This is a genomic window from Sorangium sp. So ce394 (assembly GCF_051474665.1).
Lineage (GTDB): Bacteria > Myxococcota_A > Polyangia > Polyangiales > Polyangiaceae > Sorangium > Sorangium cellulosum_D.
Genome location: NZ_CP150339.1, coordinates 8,244,196 through 8,270,230, shown reverse-complemented (window position 1 = coordinate 8,270,230; position 26,035 = coordinate 8,244,196). Strand labels below are relative to the sequence as shown.

Annotated in this window: 12 protein-coding genes and 1 tRNA gene; 5 read left to right on the top strand and 8 right to left on the bottom strand. The window is 68.2% G+C overall.

The window, feature by feature from the left end; all coding sequences use genetic code 11:
• Positions 1 to 6: 6 nt before the first annotated feature.
• The 3 genes from WMF33_RS30350 (at position 7) to WMF33_RS30340 (ending at position 4,891) form a co-directional block, all read left to right on the top strand.
• Positions 7 to 771: an Imm49 family immunity protein gene (locus WMF33_RS30350; RefSeq protein ID WP_437331898.1), complete on the top strand. Its 765-nt coding sequence runs from the start codon at positions 7 to 9 to the stop codon at positions 769 to 771.
• A gap of 301 nt (positions 772 to 1,072) precedes the next feature.
• Positions 1,073 to 1,483, top strand: coding sequence for an HNH endonuclease (locus WMF33_RS30345; RefSeq protein WP_437331897.1), 411 nt, complete (start codon positions 1,073 to 1,075; stop codon positions 1,481 to 1,483).
• A 411-nt stretch (positions 1,484 to 1,894) separates the two neighbouring features.
• Positions 1,895 to 4,891, top strand: coding sequence for a thrombospondin type 3 repeat-containing protein (locus WMF33_RS30340; protein WP_437331896.1), 2,997 nt, complete (start codon positions 1,895 to 1,897; stop codon positions 4,889 to 4,891).
• A 341-nt stretch (positions 4,892 to 5,232) separates the two neighbouring features.
• Here WMF33_RS30340 and WMF33_RS30335 read toward each other — a convergent pair whose 3' ends face one another.
• The 3 genes from WMF33_RS30335 to WMF33_RS30325 form a co-directional block, all read right to left on the bottom strand.
• The gene (locus WMF33_RS30335; RefSeq protein ID WP_437331895.1) at positions 5,233 to 6,324 is read right to left on the bottom strand and encodes a DUF2169 family type VI secretion system accessory protein; all 1,092 of its coding nucleotides are present in this window, start codon (positions 6,322 to 6,324) and stop codon (positions 5,233 to 5,235) included.
• Between the two features lie 94 nt (positions 6,325 to 6,418).
• Complete coding sequence (locus WMF33_RS30330; protein WP_437331894.1) at positions 6,419 to 7,231, bottom strand: hypothetical protein; 813 nt, start codon at positions 7,229 to 7,231, stop codon at positions 6,419 to 6,421.
• Between the two features lie 73 nt (positions 7,232 to 7,304).
• Positions 7,305 to 9,407 carry a hypothetical protein gene (locus WMF33_RS30325; RefSeq protein WP_437331893.1) on the bottom strand — a complete coding sequence of 701 codons (2,103 nt, stop codon included), beginning with the start codon at positions 9,405 to 9,407 and terminating at the stop codon, positions 7,305 to 7,307.
• A 307-nt stretch (positions 9,408 to 9,714) separates the two neighbouring features.
• On the opposite strand from WMF33_RS30325, the gene WMF33_RS30320 reads away from it, so the two are divergent.
• Entirely contained in the window at positions 9,715 to 10,746 is a 1,032-nt protein-coding gene (locus WMF33_RS30320) for a synaptic vesicle VAT-1 family membrane protein (RefSeq protein WP_437331892.1), read from the top strand.
• A gap of 437 nt (positions 10,747 to 11,183) precedes the next feature.
• Here WMF33_RS30320 and WMF33_RS30315 read toward each other — a convergent pair whose 3' ends face one another.
• The 3 genes from WMF33_RS30315 to WMF33_RS30305 all read right to left on the bottom strand — a co-directional run bounded on the left by WMF33_RS30315 (position 11,184) and on the right by WMF33_RS30305 (position 21,519).
• Complete coding sequence (locus tag WMF33_RS30315) at positions 11,184 to 16,040, bottom strand: FG-GAP repeat domain-containing protein (RefSeq protein ID WP_437331891.1); 4,857 nt, start codon at positions 16,038 to 16,040, stop codon at positions 11,184 to 11,186.
• 473 nt (positions 16,041 to 16,513) lie between these two features.
• Positions 16,514 to 16,993: a hypothetical protein gene (locus WMF33_RS30310; protein WP_437331890.1), complete on the bottom strand. Its 480-nt coding sequence runs from the start codon at positions 16,991 to 16,993 to the stop codon at positions 16,514 to 16,516.
• Complete coding sequence (locus WMF33_RS30305) at positions 16,882 to 21,519, bottom strand: FG-GAP repeat domain-containing protein (protein ID WP_437331889.1); 4,638 nt, start codon at positions 21,517 to 21,519, stop codon at positions 16,882 to 16,884. The genes WMF33_RS30310 and WMF33_RS30305 overlap by 112 nt, the downstream gene beginning before the upstream one ends.
• Positions 21,520 to 21,989: 470 nt before the next feature.
• Between WMF33_RS30305 and WMF33_RS30300 the strand changes: the two genes are divergently transcribed.
• The gene (locus WMF33_RS30300; protein ID WP_437331888.1) at positions 21,990 to 23,855 is read left to right on the top strand and encodes a hypothetical protein; all 1,866 of its coding nucleotides are present in this window, start codon (positions 21,990 to 21,992) and stop codon (positions 23,853 to 23,855) included.
• Between the two features lie 245 nt (positions 23,856 to 24,100).
• Here WMF33_RS30300 and WMF33_RS30295 read toward each other — a convergent pair whose 3' ends face one another.
• Both WMF33_RS30295 and WMF33_RS30290 read right to left on the bottom strand, forming a co-directional pair.
• Positions 24,101 to 25,030 (bottom strand): trypsin-like serine peptidase, encoded by a 930-nt coding sequence (locus WMF33_RS30295; RefSeq protein WP_437331887.1) that lies wholly within the window; start codon positions 25,028 to 25,030, stop codon positions 24,101 to 24,103.
• Positions 25,031 to 25,844: 814 nt separating this feature from the next.
• Positions 25,845 to 25,919: transfer RNA gene (locus tag WMF33_RS30290), tRNA-Thr, on the bottom strand.
• Positions 25,920 to 26,035: the final 116 nt, after the last annotated feature.

The following is a 26,035-nucleotide window of genomic DNA, read 5'->3' as shown; positions in this document are numbered from 1 at the left end:
TCTGTCATGGCATCGAAGTTCCTTCGGGCCTACATGAGTAACGCCCATCACGACTGTGAGCAGATGCTCCCGGCAGCGATGGCCCATCGTCTGACCTTCAAGCAGGCGCTCCGGTTCAGCCAGCAGTATCGCATCATCGCGATCGGCGCACTGTTTCTGTACATGGATGCTTCAGCGTTTCAGCTCTACTTGTACAAGAGTGGCCGCTCGTTCGCACACTACGTCCAAATTGGGCGCGAATCTGAGCAGGTGCCGAGCCGATGCAGGCCGCTCTTCGATGCGGTTGCGGCGCTCGATCTGGACGGAGCGAGAGACATCGCTCGGCGCATTCAGACCAGCCGGAGCGACGCTGAGTATGAGGAGGACTTTCTCTATGTCACCTTCATTAGGTCCTGGCTGCTGGGGCGGGCACACGAGGAGGGGACAGGCCTGCTCGAGCGCTATGAGGTCGTCCTGGAGGGCGCCGACGATCCTCGGCTCGATCTGTGCCGGGCGCTTCTGCGACGAGATGGCTCGCTGTTCGACGAGGCGCTCCGGCGCTTTCTCGAGCAGGTCGAGGCCCGCTACCTGCGGCTAGCCAGGACCGAATCCATCACCGACGAGGAACTGGCGACGGAGGGCAGGCTCTCCGTGGAAGGGCTTGCCCTAGTGACCCTAGCGGAGAGCGCCGGCATGAACACGTCGAGCGACTATCTGATGGTTCCGTCCGCGGCGCGTGCGCGGAGCGCGCCCACGGCGTCGCCCGAAACCTGGCAGGTCGTCGGGAGCTGAGCAGCTTCGATGTTGCCGCACGGCCGTCGCCATGGGTTGGATGGCTCGCGTTTCGCGCTGGCGTCTACGGAGTTGACCCGCGGCAGCGCGGACCCCCTGTGCCTCGTCAGGCATTGGGGGCTGCATGGGGGCAGCGCGCGAGCCGCTGTTCGCCGGTGCCGGCATTCTGCAAACCCCGGCCAGGGGTTGCATCGGTCAGCTGTTGCGAGCGATGGGAGCGCGTCGCAAGCGCCCCCGTCCTGTCGTCCGCTGCTCGTGGCCGAAGTCGCGCGAGCGCCGCAGGATCGGAGCCATCCGCAGGTTGATCAAGGCCTATACCGAGACGATCGTGAAGGCTCGGCTCCATCTGGTCCACTTTCGCCCACAGACGCTCGCCGCGTATCGGGAGCGGTGCTGCGTCTGTGAGCTGCGGGAGCGTCCCCTGCTCGACGCCGCGCACATCGTCCCGGACCGGCTCCCGGAGGGCGCACCGACGATCCGGAACGGCCGCCCTATGTGCGCGACCCACCATCGAGCGTACGACCAGGAGATCCTGCTCGTCACCGAGAACTACCGGGTCGAGGTTCGCGGTGACGGGCTTGTTCGTGGGGACAGCGACGCGACCCGGAGGACGCTCCGAGACTTCCACGGCCGGTCGCTCTGGCTTCTGAGGGAGGAGGGACTCCGGCCGGACGCTGAGCTGCTGCGAAAGAAGATCGAACTGGCGGCGTAGAGTCAGCCCAGAACAGGCCGGCATGGCATCGAGGCGCAGCGTTGACGGGAGCGCGGAAACTGCTCCTTGCGTCACCAGGGGAGATCGTCGCGCAGCGTGACGCGCTCGTTGCGTCCGCGGGCGTTTGTTGAGATAGTGCGCCGCGTCACCATGGAAGCGATCGGCGTGGGAGTGCGGGGCGCAGTCTGGCTGCTGCTTGGTTTCATGCCTGTGGCAGGCCCGGGTTGCGCCAGCCTAGAGGTCGACTCCGAAGGCGAATGGCGGGGATCTTATGGGGCCGAATCCTCGCCAGACGTATGGCCGAAACGGCCGAGCTCGCTCGTGCAGCGCGGCGGCGCGCCACCGGGGCTACGCGCCGCGTACCTCGCAGCGGTACAGGCCGGGGCTCCAGCTGCGTACCACGCGAAGCCAGTGACGGCGGGAAAGCTGCGGACGCGCAATCCGAAGCAACGGCTCGATGTGGAGCTCACGGCGAAAGAGGTGCGGCTGGAGCACGAGGGCTGGAGCTTCTCCCTGGCGACAACGCGCTACGGGTGTGCGGGCGCGCTGCACCCGGTCGGCTCGGCCGCACCCACGGGCGAGAAGAATCGGGTGGAGTACCGTCGCGGCGGGGCCACCGGAGCGGCATTGGTCGAGTGGTACGTCAACGGTCCGCTCGGGCTGGAGCAGGGGTTTACTTTGTCCGCGGCGCCGGACTGCGGCGGTGGAGGGCGGTCTGATGAGGTGTTGATTGAACTGTCGGTGGCAGGCGCGGTACCGCTGCCGCCTACCAACGTAGGCGGCGCGGTGGCGCTGCGCGAGCCGGGTGGGGCGCGCGTCGCACGCTACGGTGAGCTGTTCGTGCACGATGCAACAGGGCAGGAGTTGCCTGCGCGGCTGGAGGTGCACGATAGATCCGTGTTCATCCGGACGGACACGGAGCGTGCGGTTTATCCAGTGACGGTGGACCCGCTGGTCTGGGTGCAGGAGACGAAGCTATTAGCGAGCGATGGCGCGGCAGGTGATGACTCTGGTTATGCGGTCACCATTTCGGGCGACACTGCGCTGGTCGGATCTCGGGCTGGCGACGGCTCGAGTTTGAACTCTGGTTCGGTACATGTATTCGTCCGCACTGGTTCTACATGGTCTGAAGAAGCCGAGTTGCTGCCAAGCGACGGCGCGGCGGGCGATCAGTTTGGTACTTCAGTCGCGATCTCGGGCAACACCGCGTTGATCGGGGCTCCGCTTGATGACAACCCAGGCTCGGAGTCGGGCTCGGCCTATGTCTTCGTCCGCACCGGCACCACATGGTCTGAGCAGGCCAAGCTGCTCGCCTCCGATAGCGTGCTCGGCGAGCGTTTCGGTACTTCGGTTGCCATCTCGGACAACACTGCGCTGATCGGTGCTATGTTTGACGACGACCAGGGTTCATACTCTGGATCGGTCTATGTGCTGATGCGTACTGGTAGCACATGGTCCGAGCAGGCCAAGCTGCTTGCCTCGGATGGCGCTCCGGGTGATTATTTCGGCGCCGCCGTTGCCCTATCGGGTGATACCGCGCTGATAGGGGCCCCAGTTAATGATGAGGTGGGAGAAAATTCGGGTTCGGTCTATGCCTTCGTGCGCACCGGCTCTACTTGGTCGGAACAAGTCGAGTTGCTGCCGAGCGATGGCGAGGTGGGCGATCAATTTGGTAAGTCCGTTGCCATCTCTGGCGATACAGCTCTGATAGGCGCTCCGCTTGATGACGACCAGGGCTCGGAGTCGGGCTCGGCTTATGTCTTCGTGCGCACCGGTGCGACATGGTCTGAGCAGACTAAGCTGCTCGCTTCCGACGGCGCATCTGACGATCGTTTTGGCTTCGCAGTTGCCGTTTCAAACGATACCGCGCTGATCGGGGCCTACGGGGATGACGATGTGAGCCCAAATGCTGGCTCGGCCTATGTGTTCGTACGCGCCGGTAGCACATGGTCTCGGCAGACGAAGTTGCTCGCGTCCGAGGGGACCGCAACCGATTTATTCGGTTATGCAGTTGCCTTGTCGCACGATGCCGCCTTGATTGGGGCCCTCCAGGATGACGAGTTGGGTCCGTACTCGGGCTCGGCCTATCTCTTCGCGCTGAAGCTCGAAGTAGGTGATCCCTGCTCCACCGCGCTCGAATGTGTCAGCGGCTTCTGCGTGGACGGCGTTTGCTGCAGCTCTGCCTGCACCGACCAGTGCGAAGCGTGCTCGCTGACAGCCGGATCCACCGTTGACGGCACCTGCTCGCCCCTCACCGGTTCTGCGTGCGACGATGGCGACGGGTGCACCGAGACGGACTCTTGTCGGGCGGGCACCTGCATCGGCTCGACTCCTATGGCTTGCGCTCCGCCCGATGCCTGTCACGAACCTGGCGTCTGCGAGCCTGGTGCCGGTCAGTGCTCCTATCGTCCCAAACCGGCAGGTGTTCCCTGTGGCGTTGCCGCCTGTAGCGGTGCCCTGCGGGAGCTACCCGACCAGTGTGATGGCCGAGGCACCTGCGCGGATGGCGGCTCCCAGAGCTGCGGCCTCTTCCTTTGTGCGGAGGCGACCTGTCCTACGACGTGCGCTAACGATGCTGCGTGCGTCGCCGAGGCATACTGCGCCGCCGGCAGTTGCTCGCCGAAGAGGCCCATCGGCTCGGCCTGCGCTGCGACTAAGGAATGCCTGAACGCTCAATGCATCAGCGGCGTCTGCTCCCTCGATACGGATGGCGACGGTGTGTCCGATTCGAACGACAACTGCCCGATGCTTCCGAACCCCGCCCAGACCGATGCAAACCATGACGGTCGCGGTGATGCCTGCGATTGCGCCAGCCCGCCCAAGCCGGACGGCGCGTCCTGCGACGACGGCGACCTCTGCAGCCATGGCGATACCTGCCATCGAGGCTTGTGCATGAGTGGCGACCCCATCATCTGTCCCGATGTGGCGGCGTGCATCCGTGGGCTTTGCGCTCCTGGCACTGGTGCCTGCGTACCAGTCCAGAAGCTGGAAGGTACCCCCTGCGTCGAAGGCGGCGAGCGCGGGGTGTGCCTTGCCGGCGGCTGCGTTCTGGAGCCGTCCCTCGGCGTCGGCGAGTCCGCAGGCGAGGATGGTGGTTCCGGCACAGGTATCGGCGACAGCGGCGCCTCCGCGGGCGAGGGAGGCAACTTCGCAAACGTCAGCAGCGGCGTCAGCGGAGGCGGGGCGGACAGCGGAGGCAGCGGTCCGGACGCTGGCGGCGCCCCTGGTACGAGCCCTGCGCTGCAGGATGCTCGGCGGGTGCATGGCAACGGCTGCGCTACAGGAGCCGCTGCGGCCAGCGGGCGCGGCGAAGTCGGGGTACTGGTTGGGCTGCTGCTCGCAGCAAGTCGGAGGCGTAGGCGAGCGGCACTTGGCAGTGTGCGCGCTGAGCGACCCGAGAGACGATAGGCGCCGTCACGCAGCCTACTGGTGCCGAGGCCACGACCGCCTGACACCCAGTGATGTGATGTGAGGTAAGAGTCCAGTGCGATAGCAGCGCACGCTTGGATTTGTGCTGGGGGCAGTTCGATGTGGATTGCCAGCAGTGCGCGCGTCCACGTCGACCGTGCCCAGCCGAAGTCCTGCGGGCTCGCGTCAAGCAACTGCTCCAGTCGCCGCCGGTGCGTTGCCGAGACCTTCCGCTGACCGTTGCGCGCGCGATGGTCCCGTAGGTCGCAAGTCCTTCGGTGAGGAAGCGTCGCACTTCGACGTTCTGCGCTGGGCGTCGTGGCTCCCTACTGCGGGGATCGTCAAGGCACTCTGTTTCTGCCGAGCTCTTTCACGATGGCGCTCGTGAGCGCGTGCCTGCGCGCCGGGCTCAGATCTTCCTCGATCGCGATCGCGCGCACGTCGTGCGGCCCGTCCCGCAGCGCGACGTGCCCGCGATACTGCAGCACCACGCGATCGACATCCGTGTCCACGATCACCGTATCCAGCCGCAGCTCTACCTGCGCATCGTCCCGCCGTGCGAGCCCCACCCGGCACCTGGGCGCGGCGAGCCCTGGCAGCCGGAATGAGAGCCTCCCGAACGGCGACGCGTTCTCCACCAGCACCGGCTCATCGCCCCTCAGGTAGCCTGGCGCGACGAGCCCCTTCGAGGCCGCGTTGAAGAACCGCCGATCGAAGTCCCTGGGCAGGAGCGGCATCCGCTCCTTCGACCACGCGGCGTCGTAGGTCCCGGCCAGCGCGGCCCGAGGCTGCCAGTCCGGCGAGACGAACCCCACCCCCGCCGGCGCGACCGCCTGGCCGTAGCGCTGCAGCGGCTCGCCCGGGTCCTCGATGTTCGGCAGGCGGAGCCCCTCCTCCACGGCCGCGTCCGGCGCGCGGAACCCTATCCCGACGGGATTCCTCGGCTCAAACGCGTGCTTCGCGGGATCGGGGTGGCTCCGGTCCCAGCCGCCGAAGGCGTGCTCGTAGCTGAGCGGGATCCGGTCGAACGGCCGCGGTCGCGACGGGACCATCGCTGCACCGCTCCGAACCCACGTCCGATCCCCGAAGACCCGCACCGTCTTCCCGACCGGGCCGACGCGGAACACCACCTGGAGCTCCGGGACGGCATGGCGCGGCGCCTGCGCGTGGCCGACCAGGACCACATCCGTGGCGGGCTTGAAGAAGGCGAACGCCGGCTCGATCCGGTAGCTCGACGTGGCCGCGTCCGCGCCCCAGAGCTCGCCGGCGAGGCCCGGCGGCGGCTGCTGCTCGGCGCGCTCGAGGCCGCGCACGGCGTGCAGCGTGAACGTCGCCTGGACCAGCACGACGAGCAGCGGGCGGCCCTCCTCGTCGGCGAGGAAGAGGGGCTCCATGGCCCACGGCGTCTGGTTGTCGACCGCAGGATGCCCCATGAGACGGCAGGATCTCCGATCGGCCGGAACGGCGCAATAGCCTCAGCGCGCGGCAGCCGCCGCTCGCCTCAACGCGCGCTCGCCGCCGCTCTCCTCACCGCACCACCCGCAGCGCCCCGCCGCGGCTGCCGACCACGATCGGTATCTGCATCGTGCTCTCGTCCGCGTCCGGCGGCGTCTGTAGCAGCGGCTCTCCTCCGGGCCGCCGCAGCTCGCAGAGCTTCCCCCCCGCGCATGGCGCGAGCTCCACGTCCTCGCGCTCGAAGTCCGTCACGAACCCCCGCGGCGCATACTCGGCCTGCAGGACGCCGCGCAGGCTCGCCCGGATGGCACCCGCGTCGTCGTCGTAAGCCGCCGCGTACGCCTGCACCTTCGGCTCCATCTCGGCCACGAGCCCGTCCACGTCGCCCGCGCGCGCGAGGTCGCGCAGCCGGATCGCATAGTCGCGCAGCGCCTCCTCGCCGGGCAGCGGCTCGCCCGTGGTCAGCTCGGCCGTGAAGTCCGGCCCCGCGGCGTCGAACGCGAAGCGAAACGCCTGCGGAACCGGCAGCTCCTCGCCGCGCTCGTCCGCGGCCTCCATCCGCGCAGCGAGCTCCCTCATCACCGCGAGCTCTAGCACCACCGGCCCCTCACCCGGCGCCACCGCGTCGCCCTTGCCGTAGACGCGCACCGCGCCCTCGAGCTCCACGCCCCGGAAGTCTCCGGGGGAGCCGTCGTCGCGCGGCAGCGGAGCGACCTCCACGTCGAGCCGGTTCGCGCCCGCGACGAGGACCAGGTTGATCGGCGGCGCGAACCACTCGGGCTGCTCGCCCTCGGCCGTGAGCTCCACGACGGGCACGTCGTTCAGCCGCACGCGCACCCGGCATCGCTCCGCCTTCGTCTCGAGGTGGTAGATGGGAAAGCTCATCGTTAGTTAGAGTAACTTATCGTTCGAACGGCCCTCTACCGCGTCGCGCCCGCCCCCCCGCGTCCCGGCGGGCTCAGCCGGTGAGCTTCCGGAGCGGGCTCGCGCCGTCGTTCAGGTGCTTCTGGAGGCTGCGGCCGTCGATCGTGCCGTCGAGGTACGCCTTGAACCGATCCGCCTCGATCCAGTCGCGCCCCCAGCGGTCGCCGAGCGCGTCGAGATCCTGCCGGACGGCGTTCGCGAGCGCGTCGACCATCTCGGGCGTGCGGTGGAACGCGTGGTCGCGCTCGATGCGCGCCGCGAGCGCGCCGGCGACCTCGTCGACCGTCCACGCCTTGTCCGCGACGAACGCGCTCCCGGACGGCGTGAAGACCCGGATATCCCAGCTGTTCGAGAGCACCTTGGCCAGCACCGCCTTGATCGCGTCGCGGCTCATGAACGGCGGCTTGTACTCCTTCGGGCTGGGCCACTCGACGTGGAGCCGCTCGCTCTTCGGGACCAGCGTGCCCTTCCACTTCTTGGTGCCGCCGATGCCCCACATCCCGACCGAGCCCGTCGCGGTGCACTCGATGCCCGTCCACACGAGCCCTCCGTCGATGCTGACGATCTGCGAGCGGTTCGGCTGGTTGATGCCGAGCGTCAGATCGACCTCGAGCGCGGTCTCCATCTTCGCGTTGAACTTGAAGAAATAGCCCGCCTCCGCCCGCGCGCCGAGGGCGCCGCCGATGCTGCCCTTGCCCTGCAGCGCGGCCCCCGGCGCGCCGTCGGGCTTGTACCGGGTGCCGCTCACCTCGACCCCGAGCGAGCCCGAGACCTGGCCGAAGACCTGGAGCTTGAAGCTGTAGGCGCTGACGCCCACGCCGATCTCGAACGTGATGCTGAAGACGTCGAGCGCGGCCTTGACGTCGATATAGCGGAAGACGCGGTGATCCTCCCACTCCTGCCAGCGCCACTCCGCCGCGAGCCCGCCCTGCATCACCTGGATCTCGAGATCGACATACCAGCCGACCTGCGGCGCGTAGCTCTTGATCGTCTTGATGAGCCCGAGCCCCTCCTTGATGAACTCGAGCAGGCTCCCCACGATCTTCGCGGCGTCGATCGACAGCGCCCCGCCGTCGCGGCTCAGCACGATGGAGTCGGCGAGCTTCGTGCTCGTCTCGGACTCGGGCTTGCGCTCCTCTGTCGTCTTCCCGCCGGTCGTGGTCGCGGTGTGCGACGACTTGCTCGAGGCGATCTTCAAGGTCGACGGCTTCCAGCCCTCCGCGCTGACCTCGAGCTTCTCCTTGACCGTCTTCTTCTTGGTCATCGAGAGCTTCGACAGCGAGTCTCCCTCGATGGACTGCGACGACGCGGTGTACTTGTAACCCGCCTTGAAGCTCTCCAGCGGAGGGAACTTGAGCTCCAGCTTGAACTGCCGCGGATTGTAGACCTCGACGCTGACCGGCCGCGGGCCCGCCCCGAACGTGTACGACGTCTTCTCGTTCAGCGCCCGCCAGAAGGGGGGGAAGGGGAAGCGCAGCTCGTTCAGGTCGCCGAGGTACGCGACCTCGGCCTTGTACGCCGTGTACCCCGCGCTCGCGCCGGACTGGCTCGCCTTGGCCTCCGGGTGCCCGGGCGTGGTGAGCGCGAGCGAGGGGGGCATGCTGCCGAGGTAGTCGTCGCGCCAGTGGACGGTGACCGTGTCCTTGGTCTTGCCCTTGTCGGGGACGACCTGGATGAGCGTGCCGCGCTCGAAGAACGGTCGGGAGCCGGCCGCGTGGTGCTTGCACTCGATCTTCCAGTCGCGGATCTTGGCCTCGGCCTCCTTCGGCTTCGGCTCGGGCGGCTTCTCCTCCTTCGCCGCCTGGCTCTCGCCGTTCTGCGCCGGGAGCGAGTCGAAGCGCGCGATCTCGCGCGAGAGCTCGCGCCGCCGGACGAGCACCATCGTGCCCAGCGAGAGGCGCCGAGTGACCAGCAGGCAGAGCTGGTGATCGTCGGGCGGGAAGGCGAGCTCCAGCGCGTCGTCCTCGAGCGCGCGCAGCAGCCGGTGGCGGTTCGACGGATCGTCGAGCAGGAGCCGCACGTGCCGTTCGATCGCGTCGGGATCGGTCACGGCGATGCCGTCGCCGGGGTCGGTCATGCCGAGCGTGGAGCGCAGCTCCAGCGGCTCGTGGAAGGAAGCGAGGAACATGCGGCTCAAGGGTTCACCTGGGCGGGGCGCGACGCGGCCATCGGACAGGAGAGCGAGGCGCGCTTTTCCTGTCAAGCAGAACCCGCGAGACCAGGGGCGGGCCGCTCTCGCGTCTCGTTCGCGTCTCGTTCGCGTCTCGTTCGCGTCTCGCGCGCGTGTTGAGCGCGTCTCGAGCCGTGCGGCGCGCGTCGCGAGCGCGTCCGCTGCGCCTTTCCTTCTCGAACCCGATCGGTGTACTACCGCGGCCGCCGTCTCCGTCGCCGTCCCTTTCGCCGTCGCGACCCGTGGTGAGACCACGGCAGCCCAACAGGTGCCCATGCGCAAGATCGTCGTCCACGAGCCCGGCAGCCACGACAAGCTCCGCGTCGAGGAGCACCCGGACCCGAGCCCCGGGCGCGGCGAGGTGCTCGTCGACGTGCGGGCGGCGGGCGTCAACTACGCGGATTGCGTCGTCCGCATGGGCCTTTACGAGTCGGCGAAGAAGTACGTCGGCTGGCCCATCACGCCCGGCTTCGAGGTCGCGGGCACGGTGGCCGCGGTCGGCGAGGGCGTCGCGGATCTCGCGCCGGGGGCGCCCGTCGTCGGCGTGGTCCGCTTCGGCGGCTACGCCTCGCGCGTCGTGGTCCCGCGCCACCAGGTCTTCCCGCTGCCGCCGCGGCTCACGCCGGAGCAGGCCGCGGGCTTCCCGGCGGTGTTCATGACGGCGTACTACGCGCTGTTCGAGCTGGTGCGGCTGCGGCCGGGCATGGTCTTGCTTGTGCACTCGGCCGCCGGCGGCGTGGGCAGCGCGCTGGTGCAGCTCGGCAAGATCGCCGGCTGCCGCGTGGTCGGCGTGGTGGGCGCGGCGCACAAGGTCGAGCCGGCGAGGCGCCTCGGCGCCGACGCGGTGATCGACAAGAGCAGCGAGCCGCTCTGGGCGGCGGCGGAGCGGCACGCGCCCGAGGGCTACGACGTGGTCCTCGACGCGAACGGGGTCGAGACGCTGCGACAGAGCTACCGGCACCTGGCATCGGCGGGCAAGCTCGTCGTGTACGGCTTCCACACGATGCTGCCGCGGCAGGGCGGCCGCCCGAACTACCCGAAGCTCGCGGTCGACTTCCTCCGGATGCCGCGCTTCAACCCGCTCGATCTCTGCAACGACAACAAGAGCGTGCTGGCCTTCAACCTCTCGTACCTGTTCCACAAGGCGGAGATCCTGCGCGAGGCGATGGATCGGCTCGCGGGCTGGGTGGAGGAGGGGCGCATCGCGGCGCCGCCGGTGGCGACGTTCCCGCTGGAGCGGGCCGCGGACGCGCACCGGGCGATCGAGTCGGGCAAGACGGTGGGCAAGCTGGTGCTGACGATGTAGCCGGCGGCTGTCGAGAGGCGCCGGGGAGAAGTGAAATTCAACCCGGAGGGGGTCGAGAGCCTCCCGGGAGAATTGAAATTCAACCTGGAGGCTGCAGGCACGCCAGCAGGCGAGCGATTGGCGAGGACGGAGCCCTGGAAGGAGGCGAGGGGTGGCGCTGGCGTGATGACGGCGCGCGCGATGTCTTCGCGGAAGCGCTGGGGGATCGTCGTGGTCGGGGTGCTGGTGCTTTGTCTCGCGGCGCTTCTTGCCGTCGCGGTAATTGGGACCGTGAGGGGGTAAGGCGCCGTCGGGATCGGCCTCCAGCTTCGCCGGCCAGCTGCAGCACGCTGACGCGCTGGTAACTCCAGGTGAATGACACGTGGGGATGGCATCGCCGCAGAGCGCGCGAGGCGGCAGGGCCGCGCGGGGTCGCGCGGCCCTGCGGGGCGGTGGTGTCAGGGAGAGAAGCGCAGGTCGTCGAGCACGTAGGTGCCTGCGTTCGTGGGCGCGTTGAGCGCGAGCCGGAGCTGGCACTCGTTGTCCTGGGCGAGGAGCGCGAGACCCGCCGGAGGCACGGTGAAGCTGACGACGTGGGCGCCCGAGCCCAGCGGGAGCGGGACCGTGTTGGTCGCGACCTCCTGGTAGGACAGGTTCGCCCCCATGCACTCCAGGAACATCGTGGCATCGCCGGACCAGCCGGGGTTGACCGGCGGCGGCGACACCACCTGGAGCTGCAGCGTCGGCCCGAACGAGGCGAGCTCGCTGGTCGGGAACGACGTGCTCTCGATGACCGTGTAGTTCGAGGCCGCGACCGAGAGCGCGTTCAGCACCGGGACGGTCGGCGACGCGACGAGGCTCGCCGTGGTGCCCTGGACGACGTGCCAGGTATCCTCGGTCTCGAAGCCGAGCACGCGCGCAGCGGTGGTGACCGGCACGAACGGCCCGTTGTTCAAGAGGTAGCTCGGCGGCCCGTTCCACTGGAGCTCCCCCATGAACCGCACGTTGTCGAACTGGAAGCAGTCGCCGTTCGCCGCATCGGCCATGAGCGAGACCTGCAGGGTGGAGCCGCCGTCGGTCTCTTGAAGGGCGGCGAAGATCGGCTCGGGGAGCGTGAAGTGCGCCGTGACCCACTCGCCCGCCGGGTAGCCGGTCAGGTCGAACTGTCCGGCGAACTGGGCGACGGTGTCCTCGGGTCGATCATGATAGAAGAGCTGCACGGAGCCCTGCCATGCCGGGTTCGGCAGCCCGGTGGGGATCCGGACGTCGAGCGCGAGGTGGTGAGAGATCCCGGTGAAGCTCTTCGGGACGAAGGACGGGCTCTCGAGCGTGCGGGAGCCCGAGGAGCACACCCGCTGGGATGCCTCTCCCACGGTCGCCATCGGACTCATCGAATTGCTGGCCGTGGTGGTCCAGGGGTCGTCCCAGCTGCCGACGAGGGCCTGGCCGCGCGGCGTGGAGCGGTAGGTGGTGGCCCGCAGCGACTTGACGTGCACGGTGGCGCCGGCGGCGCCCGCGACGTCGATGGCGATGGTGACGGGCTCCTGCGTCTGCTGGAGCTCCTCCAGGGCGTCGGCAGGGACGTTGAAGAGCACGTCCGTCTCGCCCGCGGTGAGGACATCGGCGAGCACGACGGTCGAGCCGAGCTGGACGGTGCCGGTCGAGGCGGCGTTCAGGGTGACCTTGAGCCGAGCGCTGCGCGTCGGGTTGCCGGTGACCGCGACGGAGAACCACACCGACCCCGGCGTCCAGCTCGTTCCTGTGCGCTGGTACTCGCGGTCGATACGGGCGTTGCCAGCGCCGTCCGGGGTGATGGTGAAGCCGGTGCCGTCGCCGTTTTGCGCGGCGGAGCCGGGCTGCGCGGGCAGCCAGCTCTCGTCGAACCGGATCTGGCTCGGGGGGTCCGCGGCCGCGTCCCCTTCCGGGAGGCGCTTCGGATTGTGGTGGTCCCTCGAGTCGAGGGTCAACTTCGCACCCAGGTGCGGATTGTGGATTGTGACGAGCCCGTCGCCCATGGCCCGCACGTACTCGACGTCCGTGAACTGATAGTCCGCGTCGACCTGCTGGACCAAGAGCAGCGGGAAATCGCGAACGTCCTGCGCAGTACGCGGATCGAACGCGAGGCCGAGGACCCCGTTGATCTTGAAGAACTTGAGCTCGGGGGCGGGCTCCGCGAAGTACGAGATCTCCAGCAGCTCGTCGCTCACCACCGTCCGGTAGGGGAACACGTTGTCCCAGTCGGTCAGGCCGGCGTTCCTGGACACGACCGCGCTCAGGACCTCGGCGGCCGGAACGCTCGCTTCCTCGGTGCCTGAGCCCCAATGACCAGGGACGACCTCCCAGAGACCGCCGTGGATCACGGGGAAGGAGACGACGACGACGTGCAGGCCGCCGCCCGGCTTGGTGATCACCTTGGCCCTCGACCCGTTGTCCAGGTTGACGACCTGGCTGTCGACCCATCCGGTCGGAGTCTTCGTGGGCCAATCCAGATTGGGATCGTAGCCCAGCGTGACGTTCTTGTACACGGCCCCGTTCTTCGAGGTGTAGCCGCCTCCTCTCATCATCGGCGTGACGTCCTGACCTTCGTTCACGCCCCAGTCGCCCTGATCGCCCGGGAGCAGCAGCACGCTGGGCTTCGCGAGGAAGTCGTGCGTGTGCTTCTTCTCCTCGAAAAACTGAGCCTCGACATTCGATTCGCCGGGCCTCAGGCCCGCGTTCTCGAAGTGCCAGTACTTGCCGCCCGAGCTGTTCAGGTAGTCCTTGGTGGTGAAGTAGTGCTCGAACGCCGGCTCGTAGTTCCAGGACCCGGAAAATAGGCCATCCTCTTTGACTGTCTCTTCCAGGACGCGGGCCGGATCACGCGCGATGGCGTCGAGGTCCGGGTCGCCCATCACGTTGGGCGCCGGGTAGCGCGCCGGCCCGTGAATCCGGTAGAACTGCGTGGAGTAGCGCGCCGCGGCGCGCGTGTACGCGCCGAACCCGGGCTGCTCGTTGTCCGGCTTCAGCATGAAGTGGTGGATCAGCTCCGGCACCTGGTACCCGCTGAGCGCGGCGTCGAGGGCGAACCCTTTGTACTGATCTCCGCCGTTCGTCCACATGCAGTTGCGAGCATCGCAGTGCGGATTGTCGTTGAATGAATACACGCCCGTCAGGATGCCGAACATGATGGGCGGATAATCGGAGCTGTACAGCGCAAGGTTGTCCCTGTAATCCCAGAGACGCCGCATCGGGGCGTAGCGCTTGCCGTGGTAGGACTGGAAGGCGATCATGGCGGCGGCGTAATCCACGGCGTTGCGCGCGGCGGTCCGCACCTTCTCGCCTTCGGCATGGCTGGCGAGCTGCATCAAGGCGCGCAGCGTGAAGCCCTGGTAGGGGCGCGCGTTGGTCTCGAAGAAGCCGTTCTTCGTGATCCGGCCGAGGATGGCGAGCAGCCCTTGCTCGAGGTGCGTGCCGTCATTGACGTACTTCTCGGGGCTCAGGTCGTGGATCGTCTGGATCTCCGGATCCTGTCGGGGGTTGTTGCGGATCCACTGGTTCGCCAGGTAGATCCAGGTGTTGATCATGAGGACGTGGTTCTCGGTCTCCGGGACTGTTATGATTTCATTGGGGTACGACAGCTTGCTCACCCTGTCTCCGGCGTAAGGGATCGTGGGTCTGCACCAGGTCTCCACGTGGACGTTGTCGCCGGGGTCGAGGGCCCCGCTCTCCCAGGCGTCACACGTCGTCTGGGGCGCCCACCTGTACATGAGGAGCGAATTGACGGCCTTGTCCGTGAGCAGCGGCTGCGAGCCCTCGGGCGTGTTCCCGAACGCGTTCAGCAGCGTCATCGCGCCCATGAGATAGAAATCGAAGTCCGCGTTCGTACCGACGTCTTTGTGCATGTACGCGTGGCTGAGGAGCCAGTCCTCGACGATCTGCGGGAAGGTCCCCGGCGGCCTGAGCACGTCCGTCTCCTCCAGGTGGACCATCGCCGCGAGCCCCGCGGCGATGCGGCGGAAGCCTGCATTTTCGGCGTCTTCCCAGCTCCCGATTTTGGTGAAATCGCCTTGAAAGGTGCGCATCCACGCCCGCAGGAGCTTCTTGAAGCGGTCGTTCATCTCCGCGTCGGCGTCCGCGACCGAGCCGGGGATGGGGTGCGGATCGCCCTCGATGACGCACTGCTGGTCGCCGAAGGCGATGTCGGTGACGTAGTAGTCCTCGTCCCAGTCGTGGCCGAACCCTCTTTTGTAGACAGCGCCTGCGCTCAGGTCGTCGTAGATACCCCACTTGGGGGCCGGGCCTTCGGTGCGGCCGAACACGAGCTCCCCCTGGCCATCTGAATCCGCGTCGAAGATGGCGAGCGGGTACGCGCCGATGTCTTCTCCCCATTCCTGACCGCGGGTGGTCTCGGAGATGACCCCGCTTTCGTCCTTGCTGAAGATCACGATCCTCGAGCGCTGGTCGCCCCCGCTCCGCCCGACCGCGAGCTCCTCCCTTCCATCATCGTTCATGTCTCCGGCTGCGATGGAGATGGCCTGGTGGTCGCTATCCCAGGCGTCGCTGCCGGGGTCGAACTGCGGCCCGAAGGCGATCTGCCCGAGGGCGAGGTCGTGCATGCCGGGGAAGACGAACACACGCTGATCGCCGTGGTCTCCTTCGGCGATCGCCGCGAGGTCCCCGTTGCCGTCGCCGTCGAAGTCGAGGAGCTTGACGCCGAGCACGGCGGGGTCGTCGCCGAACACGCTGTCGCCCGCGCTGAAGCGGGTGGTGAGGTTGCCGTTGACATCCAAGCCTGCGACCTCGACGCGGAGCCCGATGCTCCCGCACAGGAGGCCGCAGCCCATGTTCCTGGAGATGGCGACCTCGGCGCGACCGTCTCCGTTGACGTCGCGCACGTCGAGCCCCGTCACGTAGTAGTCCTCACCCCATTCCGTGCGCTGCTCCTTGACCACGTTGAAATGGGGGGTCTCGCCGTCATGGGTGAAGTCATCCAGGATCAGCACCCTGCCCGCCAGCGTATCGGTGCCGTCGTTCATTCCGACGATGACCTCGTCGTCGCCATCGCCGTCCAGATCGCCCGCCGCCAGGGCTTCCACGCCCTTGCTCGTGCTCCAGTTGCCCATCGTCGCGATCTGCTTGAACTGGGTGGTTCGATCATCGTAGATGACCAGGCGCGGCACGACGTCGCAGCCCAGCACGCAATCGCGCCGGTTGCGCCCCGCGATGAGCTCGAGCTCCTCATCATCGTCGATGTTGGCGAACGTGATCGCCGTGGCGTGATAGGGCTCGCCGTAGTTGTCGCCGCGCAGGGTGAACACGTGGTCGCCGTCGTACACGTAGATCGACGGGTGTTTTTCCGTGTCACGGAACCGCGAGACGGCAAAGAGCTGAGCTTTGGCTCGGCATTCAGTGTTCTGCGCGTCGGCGGTGATTGGAACGCCGACCAGGACGATGGATCCAAGCAATGATAACCAGCGACGCATCGGTCTCCTTCTCTGGGCCTGCAGGTTGGCTGCGGAGCGAAAGCAGCCCATTCGCTGCAGGCGTCCGCGAAAGCAGCGACCGTGCCACCGCACGCGCGCCTCCCCGCAGGGCGCGGTGAGATGGCCGGCGAGCCGAAGCTGCGCGCGCCCTCGCCCCGCCACGCGCATGGCGGCACGTGGCACGTGCCACGGGCACGTGCCCGTGCCGCGTGCAACCCGGTGGCGGGCCCGCAGGTCTCCAGCCTGGGGAGGGGACGGCCTCGCCGGCCAGCGCGCGAGGCGGGCAGGGCCGCGCGGGGTCGCGCGGCCCTGCGGGGCGGTGGGTGTCAGAGGGAGAAGCGCAGGTTGTCGAGCACGTAGGTGCCTGCGTTGGTGGAGGCGTTGAGCACGAGCCGGAGCTGGCACTCGTTGTCCTGGGCGAGGAGCGCGAGACCCGCCGGAGGCACGACGAAGTTGACGACGTGGGCGCCCGAGCCCTGCGGCAGCGGGACGGTGTTCGTCGCGACCTCCTGGTGCGACATGTTCGCGCCCATGCAGGCCAGGAACATCGTGGCATCGCCCGGCCAGCTGGGGTTGACCGGCGGCGGCGACACGACGTCGAGCTTCAGCGTCGGCCCGAACGCGGCGAGCTCGCTCGTCGGGAACGACGTGCTCTCGATCTCGGTGTAGTTCGAGACCGCGACCGACAGCGCTTTCAGCTCCGGGACGGTCGGCGATTCGACGAGGCTCGCCGTGGTGCCCTGCACGACGTGCCAGGCGTCCTCGGTCTCGAAGCCGAGCACGCGCTCGACGGTGGTGACCGGCACGAACGGCCCGTCCTCCAGGCCGCTCGTCGCCCCGTTCCACTGCAGCTCCCCCATGAACCGCACGTTGTCGAACCGGAAGCAGTCGCCGTTCGCCGCGTCGGCCATGAGCGAGACCTGCAGGGTGGAGCCGCGGTCGCTCTCCTGAAGGGCGGCGAAGATCGGCTCGGGGAGCGTGAAGTGCGCCGTGACCCACTCGCCCGCCAAGTAGCCGTCAGGTCGAACTGGCCGGCGTACTGGGCGACGGTGTCCTCGGGGCGATCATGGTAGTAGAGCTGGAGGGAGCCCTGCCATGCCGGGTTCGGCAGCCCGGTGGGGATCCGGACGTCGAGCGCGAGGTGGCGAGAGATCCAGGTGAAGCTCTTCGGGTTGAAGGAACCGCTCTCGAGCGTGCGGGAGTCCGAGGAGCACACCCGCTGCGACGTCTCGCCCACGGTCGCGACCGCGTTCATCGAGTTGCTGGCCGTGGTCGTCCAGGGGTCGTCCCAGGTGCCGACCCTGGCCTGGCCGCGCGGCGTGGTGCGGTAGGTGTTGGCCCGCAGCGACGTGATGTCCACGGTGGCGCCGGCGGCGCCCGCGATGTCGATGGCGATCGTGACCGGCTCCTGCGTCTGCTGGAGCGCCGCCAGCGTCGCGGAAGGCACGTTGAAGAGCACGTCCGTCTCCCCCGCCGTCAGGACGTCGGCCAGCACCACGGTCGAGCCGAGCTGGACGGTGCCGGTCGAGGCGGCGTTCAGGGTGACCTTGAGCCGGGCGCTCCGGGTCGGGTTGCCGCTGACCTTGACCGAGAACGACACCGACCCCGGCGTCCAGCTCGTCCCCGTGCGCTGGTACTCGCGGTCGATGCGGGCGTTGCCAGCGCCGTTCGGGGTGATGGTGAAGCCGCTGCCGTCGGCGTTCTGCGCGGCGGAGCCGGGCTGCGCGGGCAGCCAGCTCTCGTCGAACCGGATCTGGCTTGGCGGGTCCACGGCCGCGTCCCCTTCCGGGAGGCGCTTCGGATTGTGGTGGTCCCTCGAGTCGAGGATCAACTTCGCACCCAGGTGCGGATTGTGGATCGTGACGAGCCCGTCGCCCATGGCGCGCACGTACTCGACCTTCGTGAACTTATAGTCCGCGTCGACCTGCTCGACGAGGAGCAGCGGGAAATCGATGACGGCCTGCGGCCCCTGCGGGTCGACCGCGCTCGCGGAGTCGCCATCGATCCGGTCGATCCACATCAGCGACTCCTCCTCCGAGAAGCCGATGTCGAGCTGCTCGTCGCTCACCACCGTCCGGTAGGGGAGCACGTTGCCCTGCGCCGTCAGGCCGGCGTTCCTGGACACGACCGCGCTCAGGACCTCCGCGGCCGGGACGCCCTGCTCCTCGGTGCCTGAGCCCCAGCGACCAGGGACGACCTCCCACAGACCTCCGTGCATGACGGTGAAGGAGACCACGACGAGGTGCAGGTCGCCGCCCGGCTCGGTGATCACCTTGGCCCTCGACCCGTTGTCCAGCATGACAACGTCGCTCTGGGCCCAGCCATCCGGGGTCCGCGTCGGCCAATCTTCCTTGGGATCGAAGCCGAGCGTGACGTTCTTGTACACGGGCCCGTTGTTCGAGGTGTAGCCGTCCCCTCTCATCATCGGCGTGAGGTGCTGAGCCTCGGTCACGCCCCAGTTGCCCTGATCACCGGGGAGCAACAGCACGCTCGGCCTCGCGAGGAAGTCGTGCGCGTGCTTCTTGTCTGGCTTCGTATCCTCGATAGCCTCTTCGAGAGAGCCCAGCCCCGCGTTCTCGAAGCGCCGGTACCTGCCGCCCGAGCTGTTCAGGAAGTCGTTGGTGGAGAAGTAGTGCTCGAACGCCGGCTCGTAATCCCAGAACCCGGAATAATCGCCTTGCTCTCTCATCGTCTCTTCCACGACGCGGGGCAGATCACGCGCGATGGCGTCGAGGTCCGGGTCGCCCATCACGTTGGGCGCCGGGTAGCGCGCCGGCCCGTGGATCCGGTAAAACTGCGTGGAGTAGCGCGACCCGGCGCGCGTGTACGCGCCGAACCCGGGCTGTTCGTTGTCGGGCTTCAACATGAAGTGGTGGATCAGCTCCGGCACCTGGTAGCCGCTGAGCACGGCGTCGAGGGCGAACCCTCTGTACTGATCTCCGTTCCACCACATGCAGTTGTGAGCCCACTTCGGGCAAGACGGATCATCGTTGAACGAATACACGCCCGTCAGGATGCCGAACATGCTCGGCGGAAAGTCGGCGGTGTACAGCTCCAGCTGGTCCTTCTGTGCCCATTGACGTCGCATCGGGGCATAGCGCTTGCCTTCGTAGGACTGGAAGGCGACCATGGCGGCCATGTAGTCGACGGCGTTGCGCGCGGCGGTCCGCACCTTTTCGCCTTCGGCGTGGCCGGCGAGCTGCATCAAGGCGCGCAGCGTGAAGCCCTGGTACGGGCGCGCGTTGGCCTCGAAGAGGCCGTTCTTCGTGACCCGGCCGAGGATGGCGAGCAGCGCTTGCTCGAGCTCCGTGCCGTCGTTGACGAACTTCTCGGGGCTCCGGTCGCGCATGGCCTGGATGTACGGATCATGCCGTGGATTGTTGCGGATCCATTGGTTCGCCAGGTAGATCCAGGCGTTGGTCATGAGGACGTGGTTCTCCGTCTCGGGGACGGCGATGTGGAACGGCAACGCGTCGACGAGCGGCGCGTCGTGCACCAGCTTGCGCACCTTGTCTCCGACGTACGGGACAAACGGTGAGCAAAAGTGTGCGTAACGGTCGGGCGGGTAGCTGCTGTCGTTTTGGATGACGTCACAAGCCGCCGGGGTCATCCTCGTGTACACGAGGAGCGCTTTGACGGCCGCGTCTGTGAGCAGCGGGGTCGCGCCCTCGGGCGTGTTCCCGAACGCGTTCAGCAGCGTCATCGCGCCCATGAGATGAAAGTCGAAGTCGCCGTCCGTACCGACGTCTTCATGCATGTGCGCGTTCTCGACGAGCCAGTCCTCGACGAGCTGCGGGAAGTCCGGCGGCGGCCTGAGGTTATCCCCCGGGTCCAGATGGACGAGCGCGGCGAGCCCCGCGGCGATGCGGCGGAAGCCCGTGATCTGCGCCCTGTCCCAGCTACCGAAGTTGGTGAAGTCGCCTTCGAAGGTGCGCATCCACACCTTCAAGAGCTTCTTGAAGCGGTCGTCCATCTCCGCGTTGGCATCCGCGACCGAGTCGGGGATGGGGTGCGGATCCCCGAAAATGGCGCACACCTTGTCGCCGACGGCGATGTCGGTGACGTAGTAGTCCTCGTCCCAGTCGGTGGTCCCCCCTTTCCGGTAGACGACGTCCGTTAGCAGGTCGTCGTAGACGCCCCACCTCGGGTTCGGGCTCTCGGTGCGGCCGAACAGGAGCTCGCCCCGGCCGTCCAGATCCGTGTCGACGATGGCGACCGCGCTCGCGCCGACGTCTTCGCCCCACTCCTGGCCGCGGGTGATCTCGGAGATGGTCCCGTTGTCGCTCTTGCTGTAGACGATGAGCTTGGGGCCCGGGCCATCCCCGAACCGCCCGACCACCAGCTCCTCGTTTTCGTCCCCGTTCATGTCCCCGGAGCTGATGGAGATGGCCTGGAGATCGCCGCCCCAGTTGTCGCTGCCGGGGTCGAAAGGAGCCCCGAAGGCGATCTCCGTGGTGAAGAAGTCGTGCTCGCCGGGGAAGACGAACACACGCTGGTCGCCGTAATCACCTTCGGCGATCGCCGCGAGGTCCCCATTGCCGTCGCCGTCGAAGTCGAGGAGCTTGACCCCGAGCACCGAGGGGTCGGCGCCGAACACGCTGTCGCCCGCGCTGAAGACGGTGGTGAGATCGCCGCTGCTATTCAGGCTCGCGACCTCGACGCGGAGCCCGAGGCCGCTGCACCCGTCGCACGGGCTGTTCCTGGAGATGGCGACCTCGTCGCGGCCGTCTCCGTTGACGTCGCGCACGTCGAGCCCCGTCACGTAGTAGTCCGGTCCCCATTCCGAGCGCTGCTCGCGGACCGTATCGAAATGGGAGCTCTCGCCGTCATGGATGAAGTCGTCCAGGATCAGCACCCTGGCCGCCAGCGCATCGGAGCTCTCGTTCATTCCGACGACGACCTCGTCGTCGCCGTCACCGTCCAGATCGCCCGCTGCCAGGGCCTTCACGCCCGTGCTCGTGCCCCAGTTGCCCAGCGTCGCGATCAGCTTGAAATGGGTGGTTTTGTCATCGTAGACGAACAGGCGCGGCACGGTGTCGCAGTTCACGCAATCGCGCGCGTTGCGCCCCGCGATGAGCTCGAGATCCGGATCGCCGTCGATGTTGGCGAACGTGATCGCCGTGGCGTAGTGAGGCTCGCCGTAGTCGCCGCCGAGGTCGACGAAGACGTGGTCGCCGTCGTACACGTAGATCGACGAGTGGCCCTCGGTGTCGCGGTACCGGGAGACGGCGAAGAGCTGATCTTCGGCCCGGCATTGAGTGCTCTGCGCATCGGCGGTGATTGGAACGCCGATCAGGACGATGGATCCAAGCAATGTTAACCAGTGACGCATCGGTCTACCTCTCTGGGTCTGCAGGCTGGCTGTGGGGTGAAGACGGTCCATTCACAGCAGCGCACCGCTAAAGCAGCGGCCGTGCCACAGAGAGCGCGCCACCCCGCGGCGCACGGTCGGATGGCCGGCGAGCCGAAGCTGGCCGGTCTCGCAACCCGGCGCGTGTAACAGCACGTGGCACGTGTCGCGCGGCACAAGGCACGTGGGCACGTGGTCGACGGCCGCGTGTGGCACCCGTGGCGGGCGCGCAGGTCTCCAGCGTGGGGTGGGGGTAGGGATGGCCTCGCCGGCCAGCGAGCCGGGTCGGCAGAGCGCGCTCAGGCGCTTGCGGCGGCGGGGGAGCTCCGGCTAGATTCGCGCGCGCCAGCGCGCTCTCCGCCGCTGGCGCTCATCGCGCGCGAAGCGCTCATCGCGGCCGCGCTCCATCACCCGCTCTTCTGGACGGGCATCACAGGTCAGGGGAGAATATCTTGTTTTCGTTCATCGCCGCCTTCAACCTGCCGGACGCGAGCGACCGCGATCCCGCCGCGTTTCTCCGCCGCACGGCGCTCCTCATCGGCGAGCGGATGCCCTCCGTGGGCCCGGAGCCCCGGGTCGCGGTGGAGGTCTTGCCGGAGGTGGGCGGCGGGTGGGCGCTCCTCGCGCCGGAGCCGCGGCCGAGGCTCGACCTGCTCGATCAGGTGGTCACCGACACGCACGCCGTGCTGTTGTTCGGCGATCTGCAGGGCGAGTCCAGGGCGTCGCCCGCAAGCGCCGTCCTCCGCGCCTATAAGTCGGGCGGCGGGGCCGCGGTGGCCGCGCTCGACGGCAACTTCTCCGCCGTCGTCGTCGACCGCGCGGAGCGCACGGTCGCGGTGATCTCGGACCTGCTCGGCCGCCGGGCGCTGCGCACCCTGCACGCGGACGGGGCCCTCTACGTCTCTCCCCACGACATCGCGCTCGTGGCGACCGGGGCGTGCCCCATCGAGCTCGATCACGCCGCGGCGTGCTCGATCGTCGCCGCCGACTGGTCCATCGGCGGGCGGCCGCTGCTCGCGCGCGTCGAGCCGTGCGAGCCCTCGCACTGGCTGCGCCTGCGGGGCGGCCGCCTGGAGCGGCTCGCCGCGCCCCTCGGGCTGTTCGAGGGCCGCGTCGACGCCCGCGACGGGGCCGCGGTCCGCGAGCGAATCGACCAGATGGTCGACACGATGTGCGAGAGCACGCGCTTCGCCGCGGCGGGCTTCGACACGGTCCGGGCCGACCTGACCGCGGGCATCGACAGCCGCGCCGTCTTCGCGCTCGTCGCGTCGGTCGTGCCGGCGGAGCGCATCGTCGCCAAGACCTCGGGCGCGCCCGACAGCCTCGACGTGCGCGTGGCCGGGCGCATCGCCGCCCTCTCGGGCGTGCGGCACGAGCACCGCGAGCTGGATCTGCCCATCCACGATGACTTCAGCCGCCACGCGGATCTCATCGCGTTCCACATGAACGGCGATTCGAGCGCCAAGCGCGCCATCGACAGGTATCCGAGCTGGGACGACGAGCGCCCCCTGGGCTTCGACGGGGGAGGGGGCGAGATCTTCCGTGGCTATTACTATGCTCGCCCCGGCCAGTACCGGCGGGTGGCCGGCGCCGGCGCCGGCGACGTCGCGGCCTTCCTCGCCCGGAAGTGGCGCCGCCTGGCCGCGCCAGGCTTCCGCTCGCCCGAGCATCCGGCCGCCGTCCGCGAGCGCACCCAGGCGGTGGTCGAGGCGATGTTCCGGCGCTCGCCCGACGTGCACGACGTGCTCGATCAGTTTTACCTCTTCGAGCGGTATGGCCGCTGGGGCGCGCTCACGTCGCGCTTCTCCTGGTGGAGGAGCTTCAGCCCGTACGCGAGCCCGTCCGTCGTGCGGCTGGCGTTCAGCCTGCCCTCCCCGATAGGCATGCACGCGGGCTTGCACGACGCCATCGTGCGCCGCTTCTTGCCGCCCGCGCGCGGCATCCTCGTGAACGACAACGCCCTGCTCCGGTTCCAGGGGCCCGGGCTCGGGCGCATGCTCGCGCGCGATCTGCTCTATGTCACGGGCGAGCTCTGGCGAGCGGCGACCGCGTGGCGGGGCCGCTCGGCCAAGCAGCGCCGCTCGGTGGACGCCATGCGCGCCGACATGGTCGCGGGGCCGCTCCACGACTACGCGCGCGACGTCCTCCTCTCGCGAGACAGCATCGCCGTGGATCTGCTCGGGCACGAGCTCGCCGCGCGCCTGCTGGACGAGAACAGGGCGCGCCGGCAGCACCTGGAGACCCTGTGCAACCTCCTCGGCATCGAGCATTTCCGGCGGCTCGCCGCGGCCACCGCCGCGGCCGCGGCCGGGCGTTGACCGGCGGCGTCGCTGGCAGTCACGTTGCTGGACGTGCCGCCGATGGCCGCGGTGAAGACGACGGCCATGTCGCGCTCGTCGCGATGTTGCTGATGCTGTGCTGGAGGTCGAGGGCGAGAGGCGGCGCGAGGCGGCGCGCGGCGGTGACGTGAGCTCGTCGGGCTCACCCCGGGGCGTGGGCGGCAGACCCGAGGCGGCGCCGCGCGGTCTGGATATCGGCGCGGAGGCGTGACGTCAGCGAGCGCTCACTGGCAGACCCAGTAGTCAGGGAACGCGCTCGATTGCGGCGTGCACGCCGGAAGCCCTTCGAGGCTGCGGAAGTTGTTGATCTGGCTCATCCGGGTGCTGGAGATCCGCATGCCCCGCGCCTTGCCGCCGACCTCGGCGCAATGATCGTCACCCGGCTTCTCCGAGTTGGAATGGATGCCGAAGATCCAGTTGGTGTTCCTGAGGAAATAGGGGCCGCCCGAGTCGCCTTCGCAGACTCGGATGTCGTCCGCGTCCGTGACGAAGTGCTCGGCACCTACCCAGTTCAACGAATCATTCATGAAGCGCATGACATTTTGGCCCGTGCCATTGTAGTGGTAGAAGCCCCGCCCGTAGAACGTATAGGGCTCCGTGGAGCCGAGGTACCCTGCGTAGATGCCATCGGCGGCGTCGCTGGCCGTCACGTTCTGGAACGCGCCGCCCGCAGCCTGGGTGAAGACGACGGCCATGTCCGCTTGCGCATCCGCATGCTGCAGGCGTCGCACCCAGACACTGCGGTTCGTCGAGCATTTGCCGTTCGAGGGGGTGCCTGTCATGCAGCTCCAGGTGGTCCCGGTGCGCGCGTAGGATACCGAGACGCTCACAGACCCCGTCAGCGCCGTGCCGAGCAGGTGGTCAAAGCAGTGAGCCGCGGTGAGGACCATGTGTCGACCGATCAGCGTTCCCGTGCAGAATCCGTTAATCCCATCTCCGATCTCCACGGCGCCGACTCCGCCGCCCTCCGTGCCGGCGCGGATCTCTTCCGCGTGGGTCCCGAGCGGCTCGTCGGAGAGGTCGTCGCTCGGATCTGCGGCGACGCACGCCGAGCCTGCCAGAGCGAGCAGCGCGCCGGCTGCGCCCGTGCGAGCCCATACGAGCCCAGCTCCTACCATCCCGCGGCAACCTTTCGAATCCTTGATGTTCGTCATTGGAGTTCTCGCCTTCGTCCTGAGTGGTTGTTCTTCTTCTCCGCTGCTCGCGGCGCGCAGAGCGACACACAGGGCTCGTCACCGAAGCCCGTGGGCCACACCGCTGGCCTTCGAACGCGGCCACATCGATGCTCCCGACATGCTCGGTCGGAGGGAGCCTCCGCCTGCAGCATCGGGATCATCGCGGGATACGCTTCACCCGGGACCGCCCGTCTTCAGCTGGATTACGATCCAGCCATACAGCGGGTCAGATAAAGAGTACCGCTCAGGGGGCAGTGCAACGAGCGCGCCAGCTCAAACGCACGACGGATCCGGGAGCGCTGGCAAATTTTGACGGTCATTTCGCCCTGCGCGCCGTGACATGTCACGGCGCGGCCCCATGACATGTCGCCCAGCGCACCGTGACATGTCACGGTGGAGCGGGCCGCACGTCACGGCGGGCGGCTCGTTGTCCGGCGCGTGGACGCGACAACCTCCCCCCGGAGCGGAACCTGGGCCGAGGTCTCCCGGATCTCCGCCGACGCCGCCGGAGCGCTTCAAATGCGCGTCGCGGCGGACGAGCAGGATGGCGCCCGGCGCGGTAGGCAGCGTCCCGCCCGGCGCGGTGCTGCTGAACCCGTGCTGGAGGTGGCGGCGCGGACGCGCGAGGCGCTGCCCGGCTACGCGGGCATCGTGGACGACGGCGCGGCGTTGCTCGCTCGCGCTGCGCAACACGCTCTCTCACGATGTTGCCCAGAGCGCCCAGCGCCGGCGATACCCGGCTGGTCAACGAGCCGCATCCGCAGGGAAGCGGGTATGCTCGCTGTCGTTTACCTGGAGCCACCTTCGGGACTTGAACCCGAGACCTACGGTTTACGAAACCGTTGCTCTACCACTGAGCTAAGGTGGCACGCCTCTCGTCGAGGAGGCGCGCAGATTACCCACTCGCCCCGCCGAGTCAAGCTCTTTTATTCGTCCCCCGATCGGCCTCTCCTCTTCCTTGGGCTTTCGTGGCTTCCGCTGGCT

Excerpts from the sequence above, each read along its gene's own strand:
- WMF33_RS30335 (WP_437331895.1), bottom strand. The coding sequence starts at position 6,324 with ATGGGGCATCCTGCGGTCGACAACCAGACGCCGTGGGCCATGGAGCCC.
- WMF33_RS30330 (WP_437331894.1), bottom strand. The coding sequence starts at position 7,231 with ATGAGCTTTCCCATCTACCACCTCGAGACGAAGGCGGAGCGATGCCGG.
- WMF33_RS30350 (WP_437331898.1), top strand. The coding sequence starts at position 7 with ATGGCATCGAAGTTCCTTCGGGCCTACATGAGTAACGCCCATCACGAC.
- WMF33_RS30320 (WP_437331892.1), top strand. The coding sequence starts at position 9,715 with ATGCGCAAGATCGTCGTCCACGAGCCCGGCAGCCACGACAAGCTCCGC.
- WMF33_RS30295 (WP_437331887.1), bottom strand. The coding sequence starts at position 25,030 with ATGACGAACATCAAGGATTCGAAAGGTTGCCGCGGGATGGTAGGAGCT.
- WMF33_RS30305 (WP_437331889.1), bottom strand. The coding sequence starts at position 21,519 with ATGCGTCACTGGTTAACATTGCTTGGATCCATCGTCCTGATCGGCGTT.